We start from the raw sequence: 23,949 nt of genomic DNA, 5'->3' as shown, positions 1-23,949 counted from the left end.
CGGGGCGCCTCGATTCTGCCCCCCCGCTCCCGGAGAGCCCCGTGTCATCCCCCCACACGCGTTCGCCCCGCCCCGCCCCACCGCCCGAGAGCCGCCTGGCGGCCTTCCTCGGCGTGTTCCGCTACAGCCGCCGTGCCATGGTCCTGGTGTGGCAGACCTCGCGTGCGCTCACCGTGGGCCTGGCGATCGCCACCCTGGTGGCCGGCGTGCTGCCGGCGGTGGCGGCCTGGCTCGGCCAGCTGATCGTCGATGCCGTGGTGGCCGCCATGGAACAGCACGCCGAGACGGGTAGCGTGGCCTGGTGGCCGGTGCTGCGCTACGTGGTCGCCGAAGGCGGGGTGATCGCCGCCATCGCCCTGGCCCAGCGGGCGCTCTCGGCCCAGCAGTCGCTGCTGCGTGCCCTGCTCGGCCAGAAGGTCAATGTGATGATCCTCGAGAAGGCCGGCACCCTGAGCCTCGCCCAGTTCGAGGACTCGGAGTTCTACGACAAGCTCACCCGAGCGCGCCGCGAGGCCTCGGTCCGCCCCCTAGGGCTGGTCAACAAGACCTTCTCCCTGGCCCAGAACGGCATCTCGCTGGCGAGCTTCGGGGTACTGCTGGTGCAGTTCTCTCCCTGGGCGCTGCTGGTGCTGGTGGTCGGCGCCCTGCCGGTGTTCATCTCCGAGGCCAAGTTCTCCGGCGACGCCTTCCGGCTGTTCCGCTGGCGCTCGCCCCAGACCCGCATGCAGATGTACCTGGAGACCGTGCTGGCTCGCGAGGACAGCATCAAGGAGGTCAAGCTGTTCGGCCTGGAGCCGCTGCTGCTGACGCGCTACCGCAAGATCTTCGACACCCTCTACGCCGAGGATCGCCGGCTCACGCTGCGCCGGGAGGGCTGGGGCTTCGTGCTCGGCATGCTGGGCACCCTGGCCTTCTACGGCGCCTATGCCTGGGTGGTGGTGGAGACCATCACCGGCACCCTGAGCCTGGGCCAGATGACCATGTACCTGATGGTCTTCAAGCAGGGCCAGGCGGCGCTCTCGGCGAGCCTGACCTCGATCAGCGGCATGTACGAGGACAACCTCTACCTCTCCAACCTCTACGAGTACCTCGAGCAGCCGGTGGCCCCGGAGGCGGGCAGCCTGACCGCAGGCACTCGCCCCGGCGACGGCATCCGCTTCGAGAACGTGGGCTTCACCTACCCCGGCGCCGAGGCACCCGCCCTGTCGGGCATCTCGATGCACCTGCGGCCGGGCGAGAGCCTTGCCCTGGTGGGCGCCAACGGCTCGGGCAAGACCACCCTGATCAAGCTGCTGACACGGCTCTATGAGCCGAGCACGGGGCGCATCCTGCTCGACGGCAGCGACCTGCGGGACTGGGATGTCCAGACGCTTCGCCGGCGCATCGGCGTGATCTTCCAGGACTTCGTGCGCTACCAGATGAAGGTCGGCGAGAACCTGGGCGCCGGGGACGTCGAGGCCTTCACCGACGAGGCCCGCTGGCAGGCGGCGGCGCGACGCGGCCTGGCCGACGACTTCATCGCCGAGATGCCGGGCGGCTACCACACCCAGTTGGGACGCTGGTTCAAGGGCGGCCAGGAGCTCTCCGGCGGCCAGTGGCAGAAGATCGCCCTGTCCCGGGCCTACATGCGCGAGGGGGCCGACATCCTGGTGCTCGACGAGCCCACCGCGGCCATGGACGCCGCGGCCGAGGCCGCCGTCTATGCCGACTTCCGCGAACACAGCCGCGACCGCATGACCATCCTGATCTCCCACCGCTTCTCGACGGTGCGGGCCGCCGACTGGATCCTGGTGATCGACGGCGGCGAGATCCTCGAGCAGGGCGATCACCCGAGCCTGATGGCCGCCAATGGCCGCTATGCGCGGCTGTTCCGGTTGCAGGCCAAGGGCTATGAGTGACTACAACGACAGCGGACGATCCAGCGCACGCAGCAGGGCGTCGTCGCGCTGGTAGATATCCGGCCGGAAGACCAGCCGGCCATCGGGGGCCGGATGCACCGTCCAGTAGTGCAGGATCACCGGCATCGTCTCGGCCAGCGGCACGTTGCGGGTGCGCCCGTCCGCCAGCAGGGCGCGTAGGTCATGACCGCTGCCGGTATCGTCGAACAGCAGCTGGGCGAACTCCAGCACCCCCTGCACGCGGATGCAGCCCGAGCTGAAGGCCCGCTGCTGCCGGGCGAACAGCCCCTGGGCCGGGGTGTCATGCAGGTAGACCAGGTGGTCGTTGGGGAAGCGCACCACCACCTGGCCCAGGGCGTTGCTGGGTCCCGCGGCCTGGCGAATCATCACGTTGCCCGGGCTCGACCAGTTGACCTGGCTCGGGCTGAGGCGCTGCCCCGAGGGCGACAGCACCTGCATGTTCTGGCGCGCCAGGTAGCCCGGATCGCGACGTACCTTGGGGATCACGTCCTCGCGCAGGATGGTCGGCGGCACCGTCCAGGTGGGGTTGACGGTGAGGTGGGTGATCCGTGAGCGCAGCGACGGCGTGCGCCGATAGGGCTGGCCTACCACGATGCGCGAGCGCCACACCTCGCCGTTGGGGCGGAAGTAGCTGAGCCGGTAGCCGGCGATATCCACCAGCACGAAGGCCTCGGGCAGGCCGTGCATCAGCCAGCGGGCACGCTCCAGGTTGAGGCGAATCTGGTCGACGCGCTTGCCCACCGGCACATTGAGGGCCGCCCGGGTGCGAGGCCCGACGACACCATCCGTTTCCAGCAGGTGGCGGTTCTGGAAGCGTTTCACCGCCGCCTCCAGGTCAGCATCGAAGCGCCGCGGATCCGGCGCCTCCAGATCGGCCGCGGGCAGGATCGAGGCATCCGCCGCCATCACCTCCAGCTCGCCGACCTGAGCCAGGCGTTCGCGCAGGAGCGCGACGTCGGGATGCGTCTCGCCCAGGCGCAGGGTCGGCCCGCCCTCGGGCAGCATCGGCCAGCCGCCCAGGCGCTGGATATGGCGATAGCGGGCCAGCCCCTGCCGCAGCCGCTCATAGGGGGCATAGCTCGGGCGAACCGAATCGAGCAGCGCCGCGATCTCTCCCGTGTCCACCGCCCGCACGATCGCACCCATGGGAGGCAACTGCGCGTTGATGGGCACCTCCCAGTCGGCATCGATGCTGTTGGGGTCGACCTTGCCATGGTGGAGGTGGCGCAACGCCGTGAGCAGGGCGCGCGTCGCCCGGGTATCGAAACGCCCCCTGGCCAGGTCGCCGCCGGCCTGGGCCTGGCGAAACTCTGGCAGCAGGCGATCGGCGCCGTAGTCGGTGGGCTCCAGGCCATCCTCGGCCAGTTCCTTCAACGCCTCGACCAGCGCCTCCACATGTGACTCGCGGGTCCAGGCGGCCTGGAAGTCACGCGCCGCATAGAAGGCCTCCATGACCCCGTCACGCTGGTCGAGGGCCTGCTCCACCGCGCTCACGGCGCCTTCCTGCGGCGTCGACTGCTGCGCCATGGCCATGCCGGACATCAGCATGATACCCAACGTCATCGCGCCTATCGCGACAGATCGCCGCATGTTCGCCTCCAGTATCGTTTATTGCTAACTTGGCCATCCCGGCTCGTCCCTACATAATAGCGAGAAACCAGGAGACACATGCGATGATGCGATCGATCCTTCCCGCCTGGCTGCTCTGCGCGGCCGGCCTGATGACCAGCGCGCCAGCCCTCGCCGACACGACCCTCGCCCAGGCCCTGCATCCCAGGGTGCTGGACAACGAACCCCTGGAGCAGACCCTCACCCGCCTGGCACCGGATGCCAGCCGCGAGGTGCTTGCGCTTGCCGCCAGCGCTCTCTCCTGCGCCGACCCGAACGCCGAACGCCTGGCGGTGATCGACTACTCGCTGCCCTCCAGCGAGCCGCGCCTGTGGGTATTCGACCTGCGCCGCAAGGCGCTGCTCTTCGAGGAACTGGTCTCCCACGGCCGCGGCTCGGGCGATGCCCTGGCCTCGCGCTTCTCGAACACCCCGGAGAGTCACCAGTCGAGCCTGGGCCTGTTTCGCACCATGAACACCTACTACGGGCGCAACGGCTATTCGCTGCGCCTCGAGGGCCTCGAGCCGGGCGTCAACCACCTGGCCTATGAACGCGCCATCGTGATGCACGGCGCCGACTATGTCAGCCAATCGTTCATCGAGCAGACCGGCCGCCTGGGCCGCAGCCTGGGCTGTCCGGCGGTGCGTCAGGAGGTCACCTATCCGCTGATCGACAGCCTCAAGGAGGAGCAGTACCTGTTCGCCTACTACCCCGACCCGGAGTGGCTGGCGAGCTCCGCCTACCTCGATTGCGAGGGCGGCCAGGGCCAGCAACTCGCCATGCAGTAGCACGCGGACGTCATCGCACTTTCCCCCGGCCACCACGACCTGCCATGATGCGTCGCAGCACCATGACCCGGCGACGAGGGGAAAAGCATGAGCGAGACCAAGCGTATCGACCTGGCGCTGCAGGGCGGCGGCGCCCACGGCGCCTTTACCTGGGGCGTGATGGACCGCCTGCTGGAGGATCCCCGCATCGAGATAGAGGGGATCAGCGGGACCAGCGCCGGGGCCATGAACGGCGTGGTGATGGCCGACGCCCTGACCCGCGGCGACCGCGACACCGCCCGCCAGGCCCTGCACGACTTCTGGGCCGCGGTGAGCCGCGCCGGCATGGCCAGCCCCGTCCGCCGCACCCCGCTGGACATGCTCACCGGCAACTGGAGCCTGGACCACTCGCCCGGCTACGTGGCCATGGACCTGATGAGCCGGCTGGTCTCGCCCTATCAGTTCAACCCCCTGAACCTCAATCCGCTGCGCGACATCGTCGCCGAGCGGGTCGACTTCGAGCGGGTGCGCCGCTGCCCCGACCTCAAGCTCTTCGTCACCGCCACCAACGTGCGCAGCGGCAAGCAGCGGGTCTTCACCCGCGAGGAGATGAGCCTCGACGCGGTGATGGCCTCGGCCTGCCTGCCCACGGTATTCAAGGCCGTGGAGATCGACGGTGAGGCCTACTGGGACGGCGGCTACACTGGCAACCCGGCGCTGATGCCGCTGATGGAGCACTGCGGCTCCCGGGATATCCTCATGGTGCAGATCAACCCCATCTACCGCGACGAGGTGCCAACCAGCGCCGCGGGGATCATGAACCGCCTCAACGAGATCACCTTCAATGCCTCGCTGATCAAGGAGGTACGCATGATCGCCATGCTCCAGCGCCTGCTCGGCGACCACGGGGTCGACATCGGCTGCTATGCCGGCGCCCTGTTTCACCGCATCAGCGGCGACGATGTGCTGGACGAGCTCTCCGTCTCGAGCAAGATGAACGCCGAGTGGCCCTTCCTCTGCTACCTGCGCGACGCGGGGCGGGAGACCGCCGAGGCGTGGCTCAGCGAGAACTTCACGGCGCTGGGCCGGCACTCCAGCCTGGACGTCGAGCGGGTCTATCGCCACGCGGAGTGAGCCGGCTGCGTTGAACCTTCGCCGACCGCTCGCCTTGTCGGCCCACGCACCGCCGACCATGCTCGAATCAGCGGGGCACCCCATACCCCGCCGCTTGTCCAAGGCCACAGGAGGAGTTCCCAGCGCTACTGACGCCGTCGGGCCGCTGTCACCTCCCTGACATCGTGCGCTGACAGTGTCGACATGAGGGCGTCACATGACGCCTGTCTCGCGATAATCAGGAGAGCTGCGCCGATGGTACGCATCGACAAGAAGGCCACCCGGCTGTACGTGCTGGACACCAATGTGCTGCTGCACGACCCCGCCGCCCTCTACCAGTTCGACGAGCACGAGGTGGTCATCCCCATGACCGTGCTCGAGGAGCTCGACAAGCACAAGAACGGCATCCGCGAGATCGCCCGCACCGCCCGCCAGGTCAGCCGCACCCTATCCGACCTCACCGCCGACGTGGGCCTCGAGCAGATTCGCGATGGCATCCCCATCCCGCGCCTCACCGGCCCCGAGGGCCGTCTGCGCCTGCTCTGCTACACCGACCTCGCCAGCCTTGAGCCACTCGACGACACCCCCGACAACCGCATCCTGGCCGAGACCTGCCGGCTGCGCCGCGAACGCGCCGACGCCTCGGTGATCCTGATCACCAAGGACATCAACCTGCGGGTCAAGGCCGCCGCCCTGGGCGTGCCGGTGGAGGACTACCTCACCGACCGCGCCTTCGAAGACAGCGATGCCATGCTGGAGGGGGCGCGGGTCTACCCGGACGCCGGCGGCGAGCTGTGGAATGGCCTCGCCCTGGACGTCACGGTGGAGCGTGACCACCAGCGCGTGGCCTACCACCTGGCGGGCGAGATCCCCGCCGACTGGCATCCCGGCATGCTGGTCGCCGACGGTGATGCCAGCTTCGAGGCCGTCGTGCGCGAGGTCAGCGACCGACGCGCCCGCCTGGAGCTGATCACCAACTTCCGGCATGGCGCCAGCGTGTGGGGGGTGCACGCCAGCGACTGCTACCAGAACTTCGCCTTCAACCTGCTCATGGATGACGACATCGACCTGGTCACCATCGCCGGCAGCGCCGGCACCGGCAAGACCTTCATGACACTCGCCGCGGCCTTCCAACAGACCCTGGACAGCAAGCGTTTCGAGCGCATCGTGTTCACCCGGGCCCCCATCTCCATGAGCGAGGACATCGGCTTCCTGCCGGGCACCGAGGAGGAGAAGATGTCGCCCTGGATGGGCGCCTTCCACGACAACATGGACAACCTGCTGCGCAACGAGGACGGCGAGTCCAGCTGGGATAACGGCGCCACCCGCCAGTTGCTCGGCGCCCGGGTCCAGATCCGCGCCCCCGGCTTCATGCGGGGGCGCACCCTCAACGACACCTTCCTGATCATCGATGAGGCCCAGAACTTCACGCCCAAGCAGCTCAAGTCGCTGGTGACCCGGGCCGGGCGCAACACCAAGATCGTCTGCCTGGGCAACGTGGGCCAGATCGATACCCCCTACCTCACCGCCAACACCTGCGGCATGGCGGCGCTGGTGCAACGCTTCCGCGACTGGCCCCACGCCGGCCACGTCACGCTCAAGAGCGTGGAGCGCTCGCGCCTGGCACTGGCCGGCGAGGAGCTGCTGTAGACGGCGAACACGCGCGAGGAGGCTCAGGACAGGAGGGCCGGCGCCATCGGCGCCGGCCCTCCTGTTACGATTCGCGAACGGCCCCGTTCAGCCGTGGCGATTGACCGCGGCTTCGATCAGCGCCTCGCTCTCGCTGCCGGGCCCCTGCCTGAGCACCGTCTGGGCCTCGTGCCACAGGCAGATCCTCTTGCCGCAGGAGGCGCAGTGCACCGCGTCATCGGGATTCTTCACCTGGGAGACCCGCATCAGGTGGCTGCCGCAGCCCGGGCAGGCCACCGGCAGGCGAAAGTCTTCGGAGAGTCCGGCCATGCTGATGTACTCCTTGTTCTCGGGATCAATGCTTGGGATCGGGTTTCCCGATCGTGACGGGGTGTGGCGTGAATTGCCAGCCCGCCCTCCTCACGAAACCCCGGGATCCTGGATCAGCACCTCGGGACCGCAGATCCGATTTCGCCCGGAGCGTTTGGCGCGGTAGAGTGCGCGGTCCGCCTGGGCGAGCCCCGACTCCAGCGAGCCCTCACCCACGAGCACCGCAAGCCCCAGGCTGACGGTGAAACGCACCACCTCTGCCTCCGACTCCAGTTCGATGGCGGCGACCGCCTGACGCAGACGCTCGAGCACGCTCCACGCCTCCTCGGGCCGGCTGTCCACCAGCACCACCACGAATTCCTCCCCGCCGATGCGGGCGAAGAGGTCGTAGGGGCGCAACGATTCACGACAGGTCGTGGCAAAGGCCTGCAGGGCCAGGTCGCCCACGGCATGGCCGTAGGTATCATTGAGGGCCTTGAAATGGTCGAGGTCGAGCATGGCCAGCGACAGCGTCTGGCCGTGGCGGAAGGCGCGGGCCAGGGCCGCCTCGCCCTGCTCGAGAAAGGCGCGACGGTTGAGGGCGCCGGTCAGCATGTCGGTCCCCACCAGCCGCTGCACACGTTGCTCGACCTGCTTGCGCTCATCGATATCGATCAGCAGCCCATCCCACATCAGGTCACCCTGGCCGCGCGCCAGGGGCGTGGCACGGGCCTCGACCCAGCGCATCCCCTCGGCCAGCGAGAGCCGAAACTCCAGCTGCCAGGGGGCAAGCGATACCGTGGACTGGGCCAGGCTGGTCTCGAAACGCTGCCGGTCGTCGCCGGGCAGCCGGCCGAGCAGGGCCTCGGGGTCATCCATGCACTGCTCCGGGGCCAGCCCGAAGAGCGAGCGCAGGGCCTCGCCGAGAAAGAGGAACTCGAGGTGCCCGTCGCTGCCCTGACGGAGCCGGAACAGCGCCCCGGGCACCCTCGAGACGGTGCTCTCCAGGCGCCCCAGCAGCTGGCGGTCGCGCAGCTCGCGCTCGCGCATGCCGGTCACGTCATACTGCATCACCAGCAGCCGCAGGGGGCCGTCGTCACGCCGCAGCGGCTGAATCATGGTGGTCTGATGGCGCAGGGAACCGTCGGCACGTCGGCACAGCAGCAGACCCTGCCAGGGTCGCCGGGTCGCCACGCATTGCTCGAGTGCCCGGGCGAAGTCGCCGTGCAGCGGGTCGATGTCGAGGGTCACGGCGCGCCGGCCCAGCAACTGCTCGGGCGGATGGCCGGCGTGGCGTTCGAAGGTAGGGTTGACCCGGCGCACCACGCCCTGGTCGTCCAGCAGCATCACGGCGCCGGGGTAGTGCTCGAGCAGCAGCGCGTCGAGGCCCGGCTCCCCGGCCGAACCGCCACGCCACCAGCGTTGCCATCTTTCCCTGAATGCAGCCATCTCCTCACCCCGAGGTTCCCTGTGCGGTAGGCGGGCCTCTCCGGACCCTCCCGTCACCCTACCCCAGTTCGCCCCGGGACACACCCCTCGGCGCGACCGTCGAGCCCGGCGCCAGGCGCGACGGGATATCGCGCGGGAGGAGCGGCACCGGGATGTCTAGAGTCCCAGCCGGTCGGCCACGTAGTCGGCGTCCTTGTCGCCACGGCCCGAGAGGTTGACCAGGATATGCTGGTCGGCGGGCAGTTTCGGCGCCTCGCGCATGGCCCAGGCCACGGCGTGGGCGCTCTCCAGCGCCGGGATGATGCCCTCGACCCGCGACAGCGTCAGGAAGGCCTCCAGGCACTCGTCGTCGCTGGCGCTCTGGTAGTCCACCCGGCCCAGCTCCTTGAGGTAGCTGTGCTGCGGCCCCACACCCGGGTAGTCGAGGCCCGAGGCGATGGAGTGCACCGGCATGGGGTTGCCGGCCTCGTCCTCCAGCACGTAGCAGGCCATACCGTGGATCTCGCCGGGCCTGCCCAGGGTCAGGGTGGCCGAGTGGCGCGGGGTGTCGAGGCCCTCGCCGGCGGGCTCCACGCCCACCAGGTGCACGCCCTCATCCTCGAGGAAGGCGGTGAACATGCCCATGGCATTCGAGCCGCCGCCCACGCAGGCGGTGACGTGGTCCGGCAGGCGGCCGTGGCGCGCCAGGAACTGCTCTCGCGCCTCGCGACCGATGATCGACTGGAAGTCGCGCACCATCTTCGGGAAGGGGTGCGGCCCCACCACCGAGCCGATGGCGTAGATGAAGTGCTGTGGATCCTTGAGATACTCCTCGAAGGCGCTGTCCACGGCGTCCTTCAGGGTCGCCGTGCCGCGGGTCACCGGAATCAGGGTGGCCCCCAGTATCTTCATCTTGGTGACGTTAGGGTGCTCCTTCTCGATATCCACCTGGCCCATGTGGATCTCGCAGGGAATGCCCACCAGGGCGCAGGCGGTGGCCAGGGCCACGCCGTGCTGGCCGGCGCCGGTCTCGGCGATCACCTTGGTCTTGCCCATGAACTTGGCGAGCAGGGCCTCACCCAGGCAGTGGTTGATCTTGTGGGCGCCGGTGTGGTTCAAGTCCTCGCGCTTGAGGTGGATCTGGGCCCCGCCCAGCGTCTCGGAGAGCCGCCGGGCATGAAAGATCGGACTGGGCCGACCCACGTAGTCGGCCAACAGGCTGGCCAGCTCCTGCGTGAAATCCTCGCGGACGCGGATCTCCTCGTAGGCGGCGTCGATCTCGTCCATCACCACCTTGAGTTCGGGAGGGATCAGCTGACCGCCGAAGCGACCGAAGTAGCCCTGGGCATCGGGGAGGTTGGCATAGGGGGAAGCGCTCATGGTATCGACCCTGCAGGCATGGAAATCGTGGCAGATATCCTGCCCGCAGGCGACATGGCTGTCGAGGCGACCTTCGGCGACGCCCGAGGCGAGCCTTGCAGGCACGTCAGCGCCCCAGGCGCTTGCCCAGCCAGTGGCCGATATCCGCGACCTGCTGGGGGCAGACGGCATGCGCCATGGGGTACTGGCGATAGTGGGCCGGATAACCCAGCGACTTGACCTTCTCGAAGCCGGCACGGCCCAGCGCCTCGGGCACCACCGGGTCGAAGCTGCCGTGGTGCACCTCGATGGGCAGCTCGCGGTTGGCCTCGGCAAGCGAGATGCTCTCGGCGGTGGCGAAATAGGTGGAGAGCGCCAGCAGGCCACCCAGGGGCCGATCGAAGGAGAGTGCCGCCTGGTAGGCCACCGCCCCGCCCTGGGAGAAGCCGGCCAGGATGATGCGGCGACTGTCGACGCCGAGGCCGATCTGTTCACGCACCAGGGCCTGGATGCGCTGGGCCGAGGTCATCAGCTGCGCCTCATCGACGCGCCGGTCGAGACTCATCTCCTTGATGTCATACCAGGCGGGCATCACCATGCCGCCGTTGATGGACACCGGCAGGCGTGGCGCATGGGGCAGGATGAAGCGCACGCTGGCATCGGCCGGCAGCGACAGCGCCGGTATCAGCGGCTCGAAGTCGCGACCATCGGCACCCAGGCCGTGGAGGATGAACACGCAGGCGTCGGCGGGCTTGCCGCCCCTGGGGTCGATGATCAGCTCACCGGGTTCGCTCATGGGGAGAGGTTCCGTCTGTCAGGCAAATGAGAGCCGTCACCCTACCGCAATCCTGGCATGGCGGCGAGATGGCCGTCGCCACCTCACCAGGGCCAGAACAGCGGGATCAGCCCCAGCACCACCCCCGCGGTGAGCAGGTTGAGCGGCGCCCCGAGGCGCAGGTAGTCGACGAAACGGTAGCCGCCGGGGCCATGCACCATCAGGTTGGTCTGGTAGCCGATGGGGGTCAGGAAGCTCGCCGAGGCGGCGAACATCATCGCCACCACATAAGGCATGGGATCGACGCCGAGCCTGTCGACGGCGGTCATCACGATCGGGAAGGTGATCACCGCCGCCGCATTGTTGGTGACCACCGCGGTGAGCAGACTGACCAGCACGTAGACCGCCACCAGCAACGCCCAGGGACTGCCGCCGGCCAGGCCGAGCACGACCTCGGCCAGCACCGCGGCGGCCCCCGACTGCTCCAGGGCGGCGCCGAGACCGAAGGAGGCGGCGATGGTCATGAGGACCTGGGTGTCGAGGCCACGCTTGGCCGCCCCCACCGAACAGCAACCGCTGGCCAACGCCAGCACCGCACCCAGCATGGCCGCGTTCATCAGGCTCATCACGCCCAGCGCCGCCAGTGCGACCACGCCACCCAGGATGCTCCAGGCCAGCCAGGCCTTCTCGTGCGCCGGGCGCGCCGCCCCGTTGACCTGGCTGATCAGCAGGAAGTCGCGAGACTGGCGGTGCCGCTCGATAAACGGTGGCCGGGCCTCCAGCAGCAACACGTCGGCGGGCTGCAGGCGCACCTGGCCGAGGTTGCCGGCCACCCGCTCCCCACCGCGACACACTGCCAGCACCGCGGCCCCGTAGAGGGTCCGAAAATGGCCATCACGAATGCGACGGCCGACGAACTGGCACTGGTCCGAGACCACCGCCTCCACCAGACGGCGCTCGCGGAAGTCCTTGTCAAGGCTCGATTCACCGTGTCGCGACGGCATCAGGCCGCGGATCTGCTGCAACTCCACGGCACCATCGGAGGTGCCGGCAAACACCAGGCGGTCACCGCCCTTGAGCCGCTCGCCTGGCCCCACCACGCTGACCACGTTGCCGTCACGCTCGATCTCCACCAGGAAGAGCTCGCAGAGGTGGCGCAGCCCGGCCTCTTCCACGGTGCGATCGACCAGCGGGCCACCGGCGGCCACCTCCATCTCGATGGTGAACTCGCGGGGATTCTCGAAGGCCGCCTCGGCGCCGCGCCTTACCGGCAACAGCCGCGGCCCCAGCAGAATCAGATAGGCCAGCCCCACCACCGCCACCGGCACGCCCACCCAGGCGATATCGAACAGCCCCATGGCCAGGGACGGGTCACGATCGATCAGCAGGCCATGCACCACCAGATTGGTGCTGGTACCGAACAGGGTGATGGTGCCGCCAAGGATCGAAGCGAAGCTGAGCGGCATCAGCAGGCGATGCGCCGGCACGGCCACACGCCGGCTCCAGCTCAGCACGGCCGGGATGAAGGTCGCCACCACGGGGGTATTGTTGATGAAGCCGCTCAGCGAGGCGGCCGGAAGCAGCAGGCGCGAAAGCGCGCCCCTCTCATTACGGGGACGCCCCAGCACATGGCGGATGATCAGGTCCATGCCGCCGGTCTCGCGGATGCTGGTGACCAGCACATACATGAAGGCGACGGTGAACAGCCCGGTACTGGAGAAGCCCGCCAGCGCCTGGTCGGGCTCGATGATGCCCAGGGTGAGCAGCAGCACCACCGCCCCGAGCAGGATGATGTCGGGGCCAAGACGCGACAGGGCCATCATCGCGAACGCGGCGATCATGACGGCCAGCGAGATCCAGGCGTCCAGGGGCATGGCGAGCATCCGGTCCAGGGGGAAGGCCCCTATTCTGCCGCCTGCCGTCTATTCTAAAAAGTTCTTTATAGAAATTCTCTTATGCCAAAAAAATCGAGCCGAGCACCAGAAACGCGAAAGGCCCGCCGAAGCGGGCCTTTCATCGACTGCAGAGCAGTCACATCATGAGCGATCGACGTTCAGTCGATGAGCTTGATGTTGGAGGCCTGGAGGCCCTTCTTGCCCTGAGTGACCTCGAAGGAGACCTTCTGGCCGTCCTGCAGGGTCTTGAAGCCGTCGGACTGGATCTCGGAGAAGTGCGCGAACAGATCGTCGCCGTTGTCGTCCGGAGAGATGAAGCCGTAGCCCTTGGTGTCATTGAACCACTTGACGGTACCGGTAGCCATTATCGAATTCCTCTAATAGCGTTTTGATTTTGCCGGGTAATACCCGAGTTGCAGTGGGTAAAACAAGAAACGTTCCCGGGAAAATCGAGGCGCTAGAGCGTTCGATGCCTACCTGGGGTGTTACGACTTGCTAACCAACTGCGCGAAGCATGCCCCCTCGCCGGGCGCAGGTCAAACACTATTTACATTTCGTGACCGGGACGTGACACGGCTCACTCACCGGCCAGGATCCAGCGGGCGGCCTTCTCGGCGATCATCAGCGTCGGCGAGTTGGTGTTGCCGCTGGTGATGGTGGGCATCACGCTGGCGTCAACCACCCGCAGGCCCGCCACCCCGCGCACCCGCAGATGCGGGTCCACCACCGCCATGGGGTCGTCGTCGCGCCCCATCCTGGCCGTGCCCACCGGGTGGAAGATGGTGGTGCCGATGTCGCCGGCCAGGCGCGCCAGGTCGTCGTCGCTCTGGTACTCGAGGCCGGGCTTGACCTCCTCGGGGGCGTACTTCGCGAAGGCCGGCTGGGAGGCGATGCGCCGGGTGACCCGCAGCGAATCCGCCGCCACCTGGCGATCCTCGGGCGTGCTCAGGTAGTTGGGCGCGATGGCCGGCGCCTGGCGCGGGTCGCGGCTCTTGATGCGCACCGTGCCGCGGCTGGTGGGGTTGAGGTTGCACACGCTCGCGGTGATCGCCGGGAAGGCATCCAGCGGCTGGCCGAAGGCGGGCAGGCTAAGCGGCTGGACGTGGTATTCGATGTTGGGGTGCGCGAAGGCCTCGCTGCTGCGGGTGAAGGCGCACAGCTGCGACGGCGCCATGCTCATGGGACCGGTGCGCCTGAGGGCGTACTCCAGGCCGATCTTGGCCTTGCCCACCAGGGAGTTGGCCATGGTGTTCAGCGTCTTGGCCCCCTGGACCCGGTAGACCGAGCGGATCTGCAGATGATCCTGGAGGTTCTCGCCCACCCCGGGCAGCGCCACCGCCAGGGGGATCTGGTGTTCGGCGAGCAGCTCCGCCGGGCCGATGCCGGAGAGCTGCAGCAGCTGGGGCGTGCCGATCGCCCCGGCGGCCAGGATCACCTCGCGCCCGGCGCGGGCGATCCGCTCCTCGCCACCGCGCTCGACGCGCACGCCACCCGCCCGGGTCTCGCCCCCCTCGCCGGCGAGCACAAGCCCCAGCACCTGGGTGGAGTGCCACAGGGTGAGGTTGTCGCGCTTCTCGACGCCCCGCAGAAAGGCCTTGGCGGTGTTCCAGCGAAAGCCGCGGCGCTGGTTGACCTCGAAGTAGTCGACCCCCTCGTTGTCGCCGCGGTTGAAGTCCCGGGTGCGCGGGATGCCGGCCTCCACCGCCGCGGTGGCAAAGTCGTCGAGCACCTGCCACTTGAGGCGCTGTTTCTCCACCCGCCACTCGCCACCGTGACCGTGGTAGTCGGCGTGCTCGGGGTCGGCATCGCCCCCCTCGTCCAGGCGATAGTGGTGCTCGTGGCGCTTGAAGTCCGGCAGGCAGTTCTCCCAGCGCCATTCGGGCTCCCCGGTCAGCTCGGCCCAGCCGTCATAGTCGCGGGCCTGGCCGCGCAGGTAGAGCATGCCGTTGATGCTCGAGCAACCGCCCAGGGTCTTGCCACGCGGGTAGATCAGCGAACGTCCGTTGAGGCCGGCATCCGGCTCGGTGCGGAAGCGCCAGTCGGTGCGCGGGTTGTCGATGCAGTAGAGGTAGCCCACCGGGATATGGATCCAGTGGTAGTCGTCGCGACCGCCCGCCTCGATCAGCAACACCCGGTTGGCCGGATCCCGGCTCAGGCGGTTGGCCAGCAGGCAGCCGGCGGTGCCGGCCCCTACCACGATATAGTCGAATTCTTGTTCTGCCATGGCGTGCTCTCACGTCGCATTCAGCAAGAGGCTAAAACGGCGCCTCTCGCCTGGGCATTGGGTGGCCCGACCTACTTGTGGGTCGGCATGGCGAACTCGGCGCCGGCATCGATGGAGTCTGACCAGCGCTGCATGATCGACTTCTGCTTGGTGTAGAAGCGTACGCCCTCCTCGCCGTAGGCATGGGTGTCGCCGAACAGCGAGCGCTTCCAGCCGCCGAAGCCGTGCCAGGCCATGGGCACCGGAATCGGCACATTGATACCCACCATGCCCACCTGGATGCGCCGCCCGAATTCGCGGGCCACGCTGCCGCTCTCGGTGAAGCAGCTCACGCCGTTGCCGAACTCGTGGGCGTTGATCAGATCGATGGCGGTGGCCACGTCCGGCACCCGCACGCAGACCAGCACCGGACCGAAGATCTCCTCCCGGTAGATGGTCATCTCCGGGGTGACGTGGTCGAACAGGGTGCCACCCATCCAGAAGCCGTCGGCGCAGCCTTCACCGGTAGCCGAGGTGTCGAACTCGCGGCCGTCGACCACCAGCTCGGCGCGCTCCTCCACCCCCTTGGCGATGTAACCGGTGATGCGCTCGTGGGCCTGGCGAGTGACGATGGGGCCCATCTCGGCATCCAGCTGCATGCCATCCTTCACCTTGAGTGCACGTGCTCGCTCGGCCAGGCGCGGCACCAGCTCATCGCCCACGTCGCCCACCAGCACCGCCACGCTGATCGCCATGCAGCGCTCGCCGGCGGAGCCATAGGCCGCGCCGATCAGCGCATCCACTGCCTTGTCGAAGTTGGCGTCGGGCATCACCACCATATGGTTCTTGGCCCCGCCCAGGGCCTGGACGCGCTTGCCATGGCGAGCGCCGCGCTCGTAGATCAGGTTGGCGATGGGTGTGGAGCCGACGAAGGAGAGCGCACGCACCTCGGGGTGGTCGATCAGCGCTTCCACGCTCTCCTTGTCGCCCTGCACCACGTTGAACACGCCATCCGGCAGCCCGGCCTGCTTGAGCAGGTCGGCGATCATCAGCGAGGCGCTGGGGTCGAGCGGGCTCGGCTTGAGGATGAAGCTGTTGCCGGTGGCGATGGCGACCGGGAACATCCACATCGGCACCATGGCCGGGAAGTTGAACGGGGTGATGCCGGCCACCACGCCCAGCGGCTGGCGCATGGTCCAGTTGTCGATGCCGCTGCTCACCTGCTCGGTGTAGTCGCCCTTGAGCAGCTGCGGGATACCGCAGGCGAACTCGACGATATCGATGCCCCGGGCCACCTCGCCCTGGGCGTCGGTGAATACCTTGCCGTGCTCCCGGGTGATCGCCTCGGCCAGGGCGTCCTTGTTGGCGTTGAGCAACTCGAGGAACTTGAACAGCACCCGTGCACGGCGGATCGGCGGGGTATCGGCCCAGGCCGGAAAGGCGGCCGCGGCGGCGGCCACCGCGCCATCGACATCGGCGGCGCTGGCCAGGGCCACCTGGCCGGTGACCTCGCCGGTGGCGGGATTGTTGACCGGCTGGGTGCGGCCGGACACGCCGTCTGAAATTCGTCCGTTGATATAATGCTGGATGCTGACTGTGCTCATGTCTCGCCTCGTCTTGTCGTGCGGGTATCCCCGGGGGATGGGACAGGGAGCCCGTATCAAGGGGATGCAACCCTTCCAGACTAGCGCGCCGCCGGCCGGGATCAATTGAGAAATCCAAAAGCGCAGTATAAGTTTTACTGATACCACTCGAGCCGGAGCACCCCATGGTGGACCTCCAGACCCTGCGCGCCTTCGTCAGCGTGGCCCGCGAGGGCAGCGTCTCCCGCGCCGCCGAGCGTTTGCACCTGACCCAGCCAGCAATCAGCCTCAAGCTCAAGCAGCTCCAGCAGGAGATGGGGCTGACCCTGTTTCGCCGCCGCCCCCAGGGGCTTGCCCTCACCGAGGATGGCGAGGCGCTGCTGCCCGCCGCCGAGAAGGCGCTGGCCACTGCGGCTGCCTTCGAGCAGCAGGCCCGGGCGTTGCACAGCACCCTGCGCGGGCGACTGCGCATCGGCACCATCGTCGACCCCGAGTTCATCCGCCTGGGGGCCTTCCTGCACCGGCTGGTGGAGCGCGCCCCGCAGCTGGAGACCGAACTGCACCATGGCATGAGCGGCAGTGTGCTGACACGCCTGGGCCGCGACGAACTCGATGTCGGCTTCTACCTGGCGCCGCCGGGCGAGGGGCCCGGTGATCAGGCCGACACCATTGCCCACCGCGAGCTGACCCACTTCGACTATCGCGTGATCGCCCCGGCGGGCTGGGGCAGTCGCCTGGACGGGGCGGACTGGGTCCGGCTGGCCGGCCTGCCGTGGATCGACACGCCGCCCGACTCGGTGCATCACCGCCTGCTGACAGGAGCACTTGCCCCCCTAGGGCTCACGCCGCGTGGGGTGGCGCGGGTCGACCAGGAAGCGTGCATGCTCGACCTGGTGCGCGCCGGCGTGGGGCTGAGCCTGGCGCGGGACACCCTGGCCATGACCGAGCGCCAGGAGCGCGGCCTGGCGCTTGCCGAGGGGGTCCACCTGCCCTGTGCGCTCTGCTTCCTGTGGCCCCGGGGGCGCGAGGAGGAGCCGGTGATCGCCGAGGCCCTCTCGGCCCTGGAGGCGGTCTGGGGACGCCCCGGCGCCTGAAGGCGACTTCGACATCGCGCCGGCGGCGGCGCATCATGGACACTTTTCCGTCTAACGATCTCCACGACCCTACCCATGAGCCACGACACCACCCAACTGAATCGCCAGCGCAACCACTTCGCCGGCCACGATGCCATCTGGCTGTTCGGCTACGGCTCGCTGATCTGGAAGGCCGACTTTCCTTATATCGAACGCCGCCCGGCGCATATCCACGGCTGGGTGCGGCGCTTCTGGCAGGGCTCCCACGACCATCGCGGCACCCCGGAGGCCCCCGGTCGGGTCGTCACCCTGGTACGCGAGCCCGGAGCGGTCTGCCACGGCATGGCCTACCGCATCACCCCCGAGGTGCTGGCGCCGCTGGATGTGCGCGAGAAGAACGGCTATCTGCGCGAGGTGACCACCCTGTGCTTCGACGATGCCGCCGGCGGCCATGCCGAGGGGCTGGTCTACCTGGCCGGCGCCGACAACGCCGCCTACCTCGGCGATGCGCCGCTGGACACCATCGCCGCGCAGATCGCCACCGCCCACGGCCCCAGCGGTCCCAACCGCGACTACCTGGTCAACCTGGCGGCAGCGCTGCGCGCCCTCGACGTCGAGGATGACCACGTCTTCGCCCTGACCGCGCGGCTGCCCGGGGAGCGCGACTGATGGAAGCGCTTGCGGCCTGGCAGTATCTGGCGATCGCCCTGATCTTCGTGTGGAGCGGCTTCGTGCGCACCAGCCTGGGTTTCGGCGGGGCGGTGCTGTCGCTGCCCTTCCTGCTGCTGGTGCTCGACCAGCCGCTGGTGTTCCTGCCGATCATCGCCATCCAGCTGCTGATCTTCTCCAGCTGGATCGCCTGGAACGGCCATCGCCAGCTGGTGGCCGAGAATGGCGGCCGCCCGCCAGCCGAAGGCAACATCGACTGGGCCTACCTGTGGCGGGCCATGAAGGTGATGATCGTACCCAAGCTGATCGGGGTGGTGGGCCTGCTGACCCTGCCCGGCCACGTGATGACGAGCATCATCTTCGTGATCGTTATGGTCTACGCGGTGGGTTATGTGCTCGACCGCCCCTTCCGCAGCAACAGTCGCTGGGTCGATGCCCTACTGCTGGCACTGGGCGGCTACGTCAGCGGCACCTCGCTGATCGGCGCTCCCCTGATCGTGGCGGTGTTCGCCACCCACGTGGCCGCGCACCAGCTACGCGATACCCTCTTCGTGCTGTGGTTCATCCTGGTGCTGATCAAGATGGTCTCCTTCCTGATCGCCGGAGTCGACCTTCAGCTGATCCACCAGCTGTGGCTGCTGCCCTGCGCCCTGGTGGGGCACCTGCTTGGCGAGCGCGCCCACCGCTACCTGGTGGGCAGCCGTGCCAACCTCTACTTCCGTGTGCTGGGTGCCGTGCTGATCCTGGTCAGCGTGGTGGGGCTGCTCACCTCCCTGCGCTGAGCGCCTGAATGGCAGAGGGCCCGGCGCGTCATGCGCCGGGCCCTCTTCTCCACGCTTGAGTCGCTGGCCGGGGACTTCCCCGGCCGGGAATCAGTCGCGCTCGACCTCGAGCAGCGCGCCGTCGCGGCTCTTGACCTCCAGCTCGCGGCCGTCGGCGTCATAGCCCTCGATGTCGACGCGGCCATCGCGGTCGACCTGGAGCTCCTCGAACTCGACCAGGCCCTCGGCCACGGCCAGCGCCATGGCGTCGCGCACCTCGGCCTCGGAGAGGCCCCAGGCGCCGCCGTCGCGCTTCTTGCGCTCCTCCTTCAGGCTCTCGCCGCTGGCCAGGTCGAAGCTCACCTCGGCCTGCCACTCGTCATCGAGCCAGCCCTCCACCTCGACGCGGTCGGAGCGCTTCACCTCGATCTCCTCATAGGTCTGGAAGCCGAAGTCGCCGGCCTGGGCCAGCACCTCGTCGAGGCGCTCGCTGGCCAGGCGATCATCCGCGGCCTGGGCCAGGGTGGCGGCGCCCAGCAGGGCGGCCAGGGAAGCGGTCAGGATCATCTTGCGTTGCATGGTGTCGTTCCTCATCTCTGGGGGTTGCCGGGCCATTACACACCCGTCCGCCTTGCCTGAAGGTGACGGCAACGTTCATGCTCTGTTCATGTCGCCCCTGGCACCCTGAGCCCATGCTGACATCACGCCCTCACCTTCGCCCCTCACCTCGCCCCCATGCCCGCCGCCGGTTGACGCTGCTGGCCGGCCTGCTCGCCGGGCTGCTGGTGCAGCTGGCCGCCGCCCCCGCGCCGGCCGAGGAGCACTGGCACGACCTGCATGAGGCGGTACGCGAGGAGAGGATCGTGGCGCTGCCGAGCCTGCTCGACTGGCTGGAGGCGCGCTACGCCGGCCAGGTGCTGGAGGTGGAACTGGAGCGCGACGACGGCCGCCTGGTCTACGAGATCGATATGCTGGGTCCCCAGGGGCAGAAGGTGGAGTTCGAATTCGATGCCGAGAGCGGCGAGCTGATCGGCATGGAAGGAGTAAAGATCGACGCCATGCGACGCAAGGAGAGCCCGTGAAGGTACTGCTGGTGGAGGACGACCCGGCCCTGGCCGAGGCGCTGGGCGAGGCGCTGGGCGATGCCGGCCTGCTGCTCGAGCACACCGCCAGCGGCGGCGAGGCGGACTTCCTGGTGCGCACCGAGGCCTACGACGCGGTGATCCTCGACCTGGGCCTGCCCGACGGCGATGGCAGCCGCTGGCTCGCTCAGTGGCGCGAGGACGGCCTCGAGCTGCCGGTGCTGGTGCTCACCGCCCGCACCCGCTGGGCCGACAAGGCTGCCGGCTTCTCCGCCGGGGCCGACGACTACGTGACCAAGCCCTTCGAGACCGCCGAGGTACTGTTCCGGCTCCACGCCCTGGTACGCCGCAGCCACGGTCATGCCCACCCGGTGATCCGGGTCGGCGAGCTGGCCTTCGATACCCACAGCGGCAGCGTCACCCTGGCCGGTCGCCCGATCAGCCTCACCGCCCAGGAGTCGCGGCTGCTCGCCTACCTGGCCCACGCCGCCCCGCGGGTGGTCAGCCGCAGCGAGCTCGCCGAGCACGTCTACGATCGCGACCACGAACCCGACTCCAACGTCATCGACGTGCAGGTCAGCCGCCTGCGGCGCAAGTTGGGGGCGGCCCGCATCGAGACCCGACGCGGCCAGGGCTATCGCCTGGTCGACGCCGACGGCGCGCCATGACCCCGCGCCGCCGCTCCCTGGCCAGCCGGCTGATGCTGGCGACGCTTTCGATCCTGGTGGTCTCGCTGCCGCTCTCCGGCATCGCCCTCTCCCGCCACGTCCAGGCCACCGCCACCGCCGCCTTCGACCAGCGACTCGAGTCGCTGCTGCGGGTGGTGGTCGCCGGGCTGGCCTGGGACGACGTGGCGGGAGAGCTGGTGCTGCAGCGCGACCTGGGCGAGCCACGCTTCACGCGAGTCTTCTCCGGCTGGTACTGGCAGGCCAGCGACGGCGGCGACCACACCCTCACCTCGCGTTCGCTGTGGGACCAGCGCCTGGCCACCGCCACCCACCCGGCGGTCGCCTTCCGTGACCTCGCGGGACCTCGCGACACGCCGCTACGCGCCATCGAGCGCGACATCCGCCTCGCCCCGCTGGCCGAACCGCTGCACGTCGCCGTGGCGATCTCCCGGGCGCCGCTGGACACCGAACTTGCCCGCTTCGACCGCCTGGTGGCGCTCTCCCTGGCGGGCCTCGGGGCGCTGCTGCTGGCCGCCCTGGGGCTGCAGATCCGCTGGGGGCTGGCGCCGCTGCGCCGCCTTCGCTCCGATCTCGGCCGGGTGGAGGACGGCGAGGCCGAGCGCCTGGATACCCGCCTGCCCGAGGAGCTCGCCCGCCTGGCCACAGCCATGAACGGGGTGCTGGAGCGCGACCGGCGGCTGCTGGCCCACGCCCGCCACGCCGCCGGCAACCTGGCCCACGCCCTGAAGACCCCGGTCAGCGTGCTGACCACCCTGGCCGACGGCATCGAGGAGCCCCGGCGCGGGCGCATCCGCGAGGAGCTCTCGCGCATCGACGCCGCGGTGCGCCACCACCTGGCACGGGCCACGGCGGCCGGCGACGCCGGCCTGGCGCCGCGGGTAGCGGTTTCCGAGGTGCTCTCCCCCATCGTCGAGGGGCTGGGGCGCCTGGCCGAGCGCCGCGGCATCGCCCTTGCGGTCGAGCTGCCGACGACGTTGCGCCTGCGCCTGGATCCCCAGGACCTCCAGGAGCTCGCCGGCAACCTGCTCGACAACGCCCTGCGCTGGGCCGCGGGCGAAGTGCGCCTCAGCGGCGGCGAGGCGGCCGACGGGGTGTGGCTGGCGGTGGAGGACGACGGCCCCGGCATGGACGAGAGCCAGCGCCAGGCGGCCCTGGGGCGCGGCGCGCGGCTCGACGAGCGGCGCTCCCAGAGCGGTCTGGGGCTGGCCATCGTCAAGGAGCTCACCGAGTTGCATGGCGGCGAGTTCACCCTGTCGCGCTCGGCCCTCGGCGGGCTCGCCGCCCGGGCCTGGCTGCCGACCAGCGCGCTGCGCGAGAGGGGTTGAGGCGTGAGACGCCGGCGCCTCACGCCTCGTCGGCGCAGTTCCCCCGCGCCTCGATCTGGATGGTGGCGTGGCGGATGCCGTAGCGCTCCACCAGCAGCGCCTTGATCGCCACCAGGGTCGCCTGGTGGTCCTCCCCCGCCTCCACGGCGGCGTGCAGCGAGACCAGGTGGCGCCCCGGCGTCAGCGACCAGACATGGACGTGGTGGACGTCATGCACCGCCGACAGCGACGCGGGAATCTCCCGACGCAGGGTCGCCGCGTCGGGGTCGTGCGGCGCGCCCTCGAGCAGGATATGCCCCGCCTCGCGGGTCAGCTTCCAGGCGCTCCTCAGGATCAGCGCCGCCACCAGCAGCGACAGCAGCGGGTCGATGGGGGTCCAGCCGGTGGTGAGGATCACCAGCGCGGCGACGATGGCCGCCACCGAGCCGAGCAGGTCGCCCAGCACGTGCAGGGCCGCGCCGCGCATGTTGAGGTTGTCGCGATCACCGCCATGCAGGATGGCGAACACCACCAGGTTCACCACCAGTCCCAGCGTGGCAATCACCAGCATGGGAGTGCCCATCACCGTCACCGGCGAGAGGAAACGGCGTACCGCCTCGATGGCGATCCACACCACGATGGCGATCAGCGTCAGGCCGTTGACGAAGGCGGCCAGGGTCTGCACCCGATGGTAGCCATAACTGCGTTTGCCGTCCGCGGGGCGCTGGCCGATCCAGGCGGCGAACCAGGCCAGCGCCAGGGCGGCGGTATCGGTGAGCATATGGCCGGCATCGGCCAGCAGCGCCAGCGAGCCGGAGAGGATGCCGCCCACCACCTCGGCGACCATGAAGCCGCCGGTAAGCAGGATCGCCCAGCTCAGGCGGCGCCGGCTGTCGTGAGCGTGGTGGGCATGGTCATGGGAGTGATCGTGGGACATGGGGCCCTCCTGTGGCGGGTCCCCAGCATACCGCAGGGGTCACACCCCCTTCACCAGGCGAGCGGCCTCGCGGCGCCGCTTGAGCTCGTAGATGGCCGCCAGCAGCACGGTGACCAGGATCAGGATCAGCCCCAGGGCATTGACCGCCGGCGTCAGGCCGGTGCGCACCTTGGAGGCGATATAGACCGTCAGGGTGGTGTCGTACCCCACCACGAACAGCGTGGTGTTGTAGTTCTCGAAGGATTGCAGGAAGGCGATCACCGCCGCCGAGAGGATCGCCGGGCGCAGGTACGGCAGCAGGATGCGCCGGAACATCTGCCACTGGTTGGCTCCCAGGTCCAGGGCGGCCAGCTCCATGGTGCGGTCGAAGCGCTGCAGCCGGGCGGTAACCATCAGCATCACGTAGGCGGCGATGAAGGTGGCCTGGCCCACCACGGTGAGCAAGATGCCGCCGCCCACGCCCCACTGGCGCCAGAAGATCAGCGTGGAGATGCCGATGATCACCCCCGGGGTCAGCAGCGGCGAGAGGATCAGCGCATACAGGAAGGGCTTGGCGCGGCTCTGCACGGTATTGAGGAACAGCGCCGTGGCGATGCCGATGGGCACCGCCAGCAGCAGCACCCCAACGGCGACCATGGCGCTGTTGATCAGCGCCTGCCACATGGCGCCATCGGCGGCCAGCTCGCCGAACCAGCGCAGGGTGGTGCCGTCCCAGGGCGTCACGGTGGGGAAGCGGCTGTCGTTGAAGGTGGCCGCGGCCATCACCAGCAGCGGCAGGAACAGGTAGGCGAAGAACACCACCACATAGAAACGCAGGCCCATGGCCATCAGTCGCTGCGAGGTCAT

At 68.9% G+C, this 23,949-nt stretch carries 22 protein-coding genes; 10 read left to right on the top strand and 12 right to left on the bottom strand.

Annotated features, from left to right (window positions below; genetic code table 11):
- Positions 1-41: 41 nt before the first annotated feature.
- Complete coding sequence (locus tag RAN53_RS04460) at positions 42-1,898, top strand: ABC transporter ATP-binding protein (protein ID WP_414842957.1); 1,857 nt, start codon at positions 42-44, stop codon at positions 1,896-1,898.
- Here the strand turns inward: RAN53_RS04460 and RAN53_RS04455 are convergent, their stop codons facing one another.
- A complete protein-coding gene (locus RAN53_RS04455; protein WP_305795611.1) occupies positions 1,899-3,482 on the bottom strand; it encodes a L,D-transpeptidase family protein in 1,584 nt (527 codons plus the stop codon).
- A 110-nt stretch (positions 3,483-3,592) separates the two neighbouring features.
- Between RAN53_RS04455 and RAN53_RS04450 the strand changes: the two genes are divergently transcribed.
- The 3 genes from RAN53_RS04450 to RAN53_RS04440 all read left to right on the top strand — a co-directional run bounded on the left by RAN53_RS04450 (position 3,593) and on the right by RAN53_RS04440 (position 7,057).
- Positions 3,593-4,315, top strand: coding sequence for a murein L,D-transpeptidase catalytic domain family protein (locus RAN53_RS04450; RefSeq protein ID WP_305795610.1), 723 nt, complete (start codon positions 3,593-3,595; stop codon positions 4,313-4,315).
- 87 nt (positions 4,316-4,402) lie between these two features.
- Positions 4,403-5,428, top strand: a complete 1,026-nt coding sequence (locus RAN53_RS04445; protein ID WP_305795609.1) for a patatin-like phospholipase family protein — start codon at positions 4,403-4,405, stop codon at positions 5,426-5,428.
- A gap of 234 nt (positions 5,429-5,662) precedes the next feature.
- Positions 5,663-7,057, top strand: a complete 1,395-nt coding sequence (locus RAN53_RS04440; protein ID WP_305795608.1) for a PhoH family protein — start codon at positions 5,663-5,665, stop codon at positions 7,055-7,057.
- Positions 7,058-7,144: 87 nt separating this feature from the next.
- On the opposite strand, the gene RAN53_RS04435 is transcribed toward RAN53_RS04440, so the two are convergent.
- The 8 genes from RAN53_RS04435 to RAN53_RS04400 form a co-directional block, all read right to left on the bottom strand.
- Positions 7,145-7,366, bottom strand: a complete 222-nt coding sequence (locus tag RAN53_RS04435) for a hypothetical protein (protein WP_305795607.1) — start codon at positions 7,364-7,366, stop codon at positions 7,145-7,147.
- Between the two features lie 90 nt (positions 7,367-7,456).
- On the bottom strand, positions 7,457-8,794 hold the full coding sequence (locus RAN53_RS04430) for a diguanylate cyclase (protein ID WP_305795606.1): 1,338 nt from the start codon (positions 8,792-8,794) through the stop codon (positions 7,457-7,459).
- A 156-nt stretch (positions 8,795-8,950) separates the two neighbouring features.
- The gene (gene trpB / locus RAN53_RS04425; protein ID WP_305795605.1) at positions 8,951-10,153 is read right to left on the bottom strand and encodes a tryptophan synthase subunit beta; all 1,203 of its coding nucleotides are present in this window, start codon (positions 10,151-10,153) and stop codon (positions 8,951-8,953) included.
- Between the two features lie 106 nt (positions 10,154-10,259).
- Positions 10,260-10,928 carry an alpha/beta hydrolase gene (locus RAN53_RS04420; protein ID WP_305795604.1) on the bottom strand — a complete coding sequence of 223 codons (669 nt, stop codon included), beginning with the start codon at positions 10,926-10,928 and terminating at the stop codon, positions 10,260-10,262.
- Positions 10,929-11,011: 83 nt separating this feature from the next.
- The gene (locus RAN53_RS04415) at positions 11,012-12,781 is read right to left on the bottom strand and encodes an SLC13 family permease (RefSeq protein ID WP_305795603.1); all 1,770 of its coding nucleotides are present in this window, start codon (positions 12,779-12,781) and stop codon (positions 11,012-11,014) included.
- A gap of 179 nt (positions 12,782-12,960) precedes the next feature.
- The gene (locus RAN53_RS04410; protein WP_305795602.1) at positions 12,961-13,167 is read right to left on the bottom strand and encodes a cold-shock protein; all 207 of its coding nucleotides are present in this window, start codon (positions 13,165-13,167) and stop codon (positions 12,961-12,963) included.
- A gap of 212 nt (positions 13,168-13,379) precedes the next feature.
- Entirely contained in the window at positions 13,380-15,026 is a 1,647-nt protein-coding gene (locus tag RAN53_RS04405; protein ID WP_305795601.1) for a GMC family oxidoreductase, read from the bottom strand.
- A 71-nt stretch (positions 15,027-15,097) separates the two neighbouring features.
- Positions 15,098-16,609, bottom strand: a complete 1,512-nt coding sequence (locus RAN53_RS04400) for a CoA-acylating methylmalonate-semialdehyde dehydrogenase (RefSeq protein WP_305795600.1) — start codon at positions 16,607-16,609, stop codon at positions 15,098-15,100.
- A gap of 164 nt (positions 16,610-16,773) precedes the next feature.
- Here RAN53_RS04400 and RAN53_RS04395 point away from each other — a divergent pair, with 164 nt between their 5' ends.
- The 3 genes from RAN53_RS04395 (at position 16,774) to RAN53_RS04385 (ending at position 19,112) form a co-directional block, all read left to right on the top strand.
- Entirely contained in the window at positions 16,774-17,682 is a 909-nt protein-coding gene (locus RAN53_RS04395; RefSeq protein ID WP_305795599.1) for a LysR family transcriptional regulator, read from the top strand.
- A gap of 75 nt (positions 17,683-17,757) precedes the next feature.
- Positions 17,758-18,330: a gamma-glutamylcyclotransferase gene (locus RAN53_RS04390; RefSeq protein ID WP_161431381.1), complete on the top strand. Its 573-nt coding sequence runs from the start codon at positions 17,758-17,760 to the stop codon at positions 18,328-18,330.
- Positions 18,330-19,112 (top strand): TSUP family transporter, encoded by a 783-nt coding sequence (locus RAN53_RS04385; RefSeq protein ID WP_305795598.1) that lies wholly within the window; start codon positions 18,330-18,332, stop codon positions 19,110-19,112. The genes RAN53_RS04390 and RAN53_RS04385 overlap by 1 nt, the downstream gene beginning before the upstream one ends.
- Positions 19,113-19,202: 90 nt before the next feature.
- Here the strand turns inward: RAN53_RS04385 and RAN53_RS04380 are convergent, their stop codons facing one another.
- The gene (locus RAN53_RS04380) at positions 19,203-19,670 is read right to left on the bottom strand and encodes a PepSY domain-containing protein (protein WP_305795597.1); all 468 of its coding nucleotides are present in this window, start codon (positions 19,668-19,670) and stop codon (positions 19,203-19,205) included.
- 113 nt (positions 19,671-19,783) lie between these two features.
- Between RAN53_RS04380 and RAN53_RS04375 the strand changes: the two genes are divergently transcribed.
- From RAN53_RS04375 to RAN53_RS04365, 3 genes are read left to right on the top strand one after another with little or no spacing between them, the layout of a single operon-like run.
- Positions 19,784-20,173, top strand: a complete 390-nt coding sequence (locus RAN53_RS04375) for a PepSY domain-containing protein (RefSeq protein ID WP_305795596.1) — start codon at positions 19,784-19,786, stop codon at positions 20,171-20,173.
- Positions 20,170-20,841 carry a response regulator transcription factor gene (locus tag RAN53_RS04370; RefSeq protein WP_305795595.1) on the top strand — a complete coding sequence of 224 codons (672 nt, stop codon included), beginning with the start codon at positions 20,170-20,172 and terminating at the stop codon, positions 20,839-20,841. Before RAN53_RS04375 ends, RAN53_RS04370 begins: the two co-directional genes overlap by 4 nt.
- Positions 20,838-22,187, top strand: a complete 1,350-nt coding sequence (locus RAN53_RS04365; RefSeq protein WP_305795594.1) for a sensor histidine kinase — start codon at positions 20,838-20,840, stop codon at positions 22,185-22,187. Before RAN53_RS04370 ends, RAN53_RS04365 begins: the two co-directional genes overlap by 4 nt.
- Positions 22,188-22,206: 19 nt before the next feature.
- Here the strand turns inward: RAN53_RS04365 and RAN53_RS04360 are convergent, their stop codons facing one another.
- Together RAN53_RS04360 and RAN53_RS04355 are read right to left on the bottom strand one after the other, a co-directional pair.
- Entirely contained in the window at positions 22,207-23,103 is an 897-nt protein-coding gene (locus tag RAN53_RS04360; protein ID WP_305795593.1) for a cation diffusion facilitator family transporter, read from the bottom strand.
- 39 nt (positions 23,104-23,142) lie between these two features.
- Positions 23,143-23,949, bottom strand: a complete 807-nt coding sequence (locus RAN53_RS04355; RefSeq protein WP_305795592.1) for an ABC transporter permease — start codon at positions 23,947-23,949, stop codon at positions 23,143-23,145.

The organism is Halomonas sp. SSL-5 (assembly GCF_030708455.1).
Classification (GTDB): Bacteria; Pseudomonadota; Gammaproteobacteria; order Pseudomonadales; family Halomonadaceae; genus Halomonas.
This window is presented reverse-complemented; position numbering and strand designations above follow the sequence as displayed.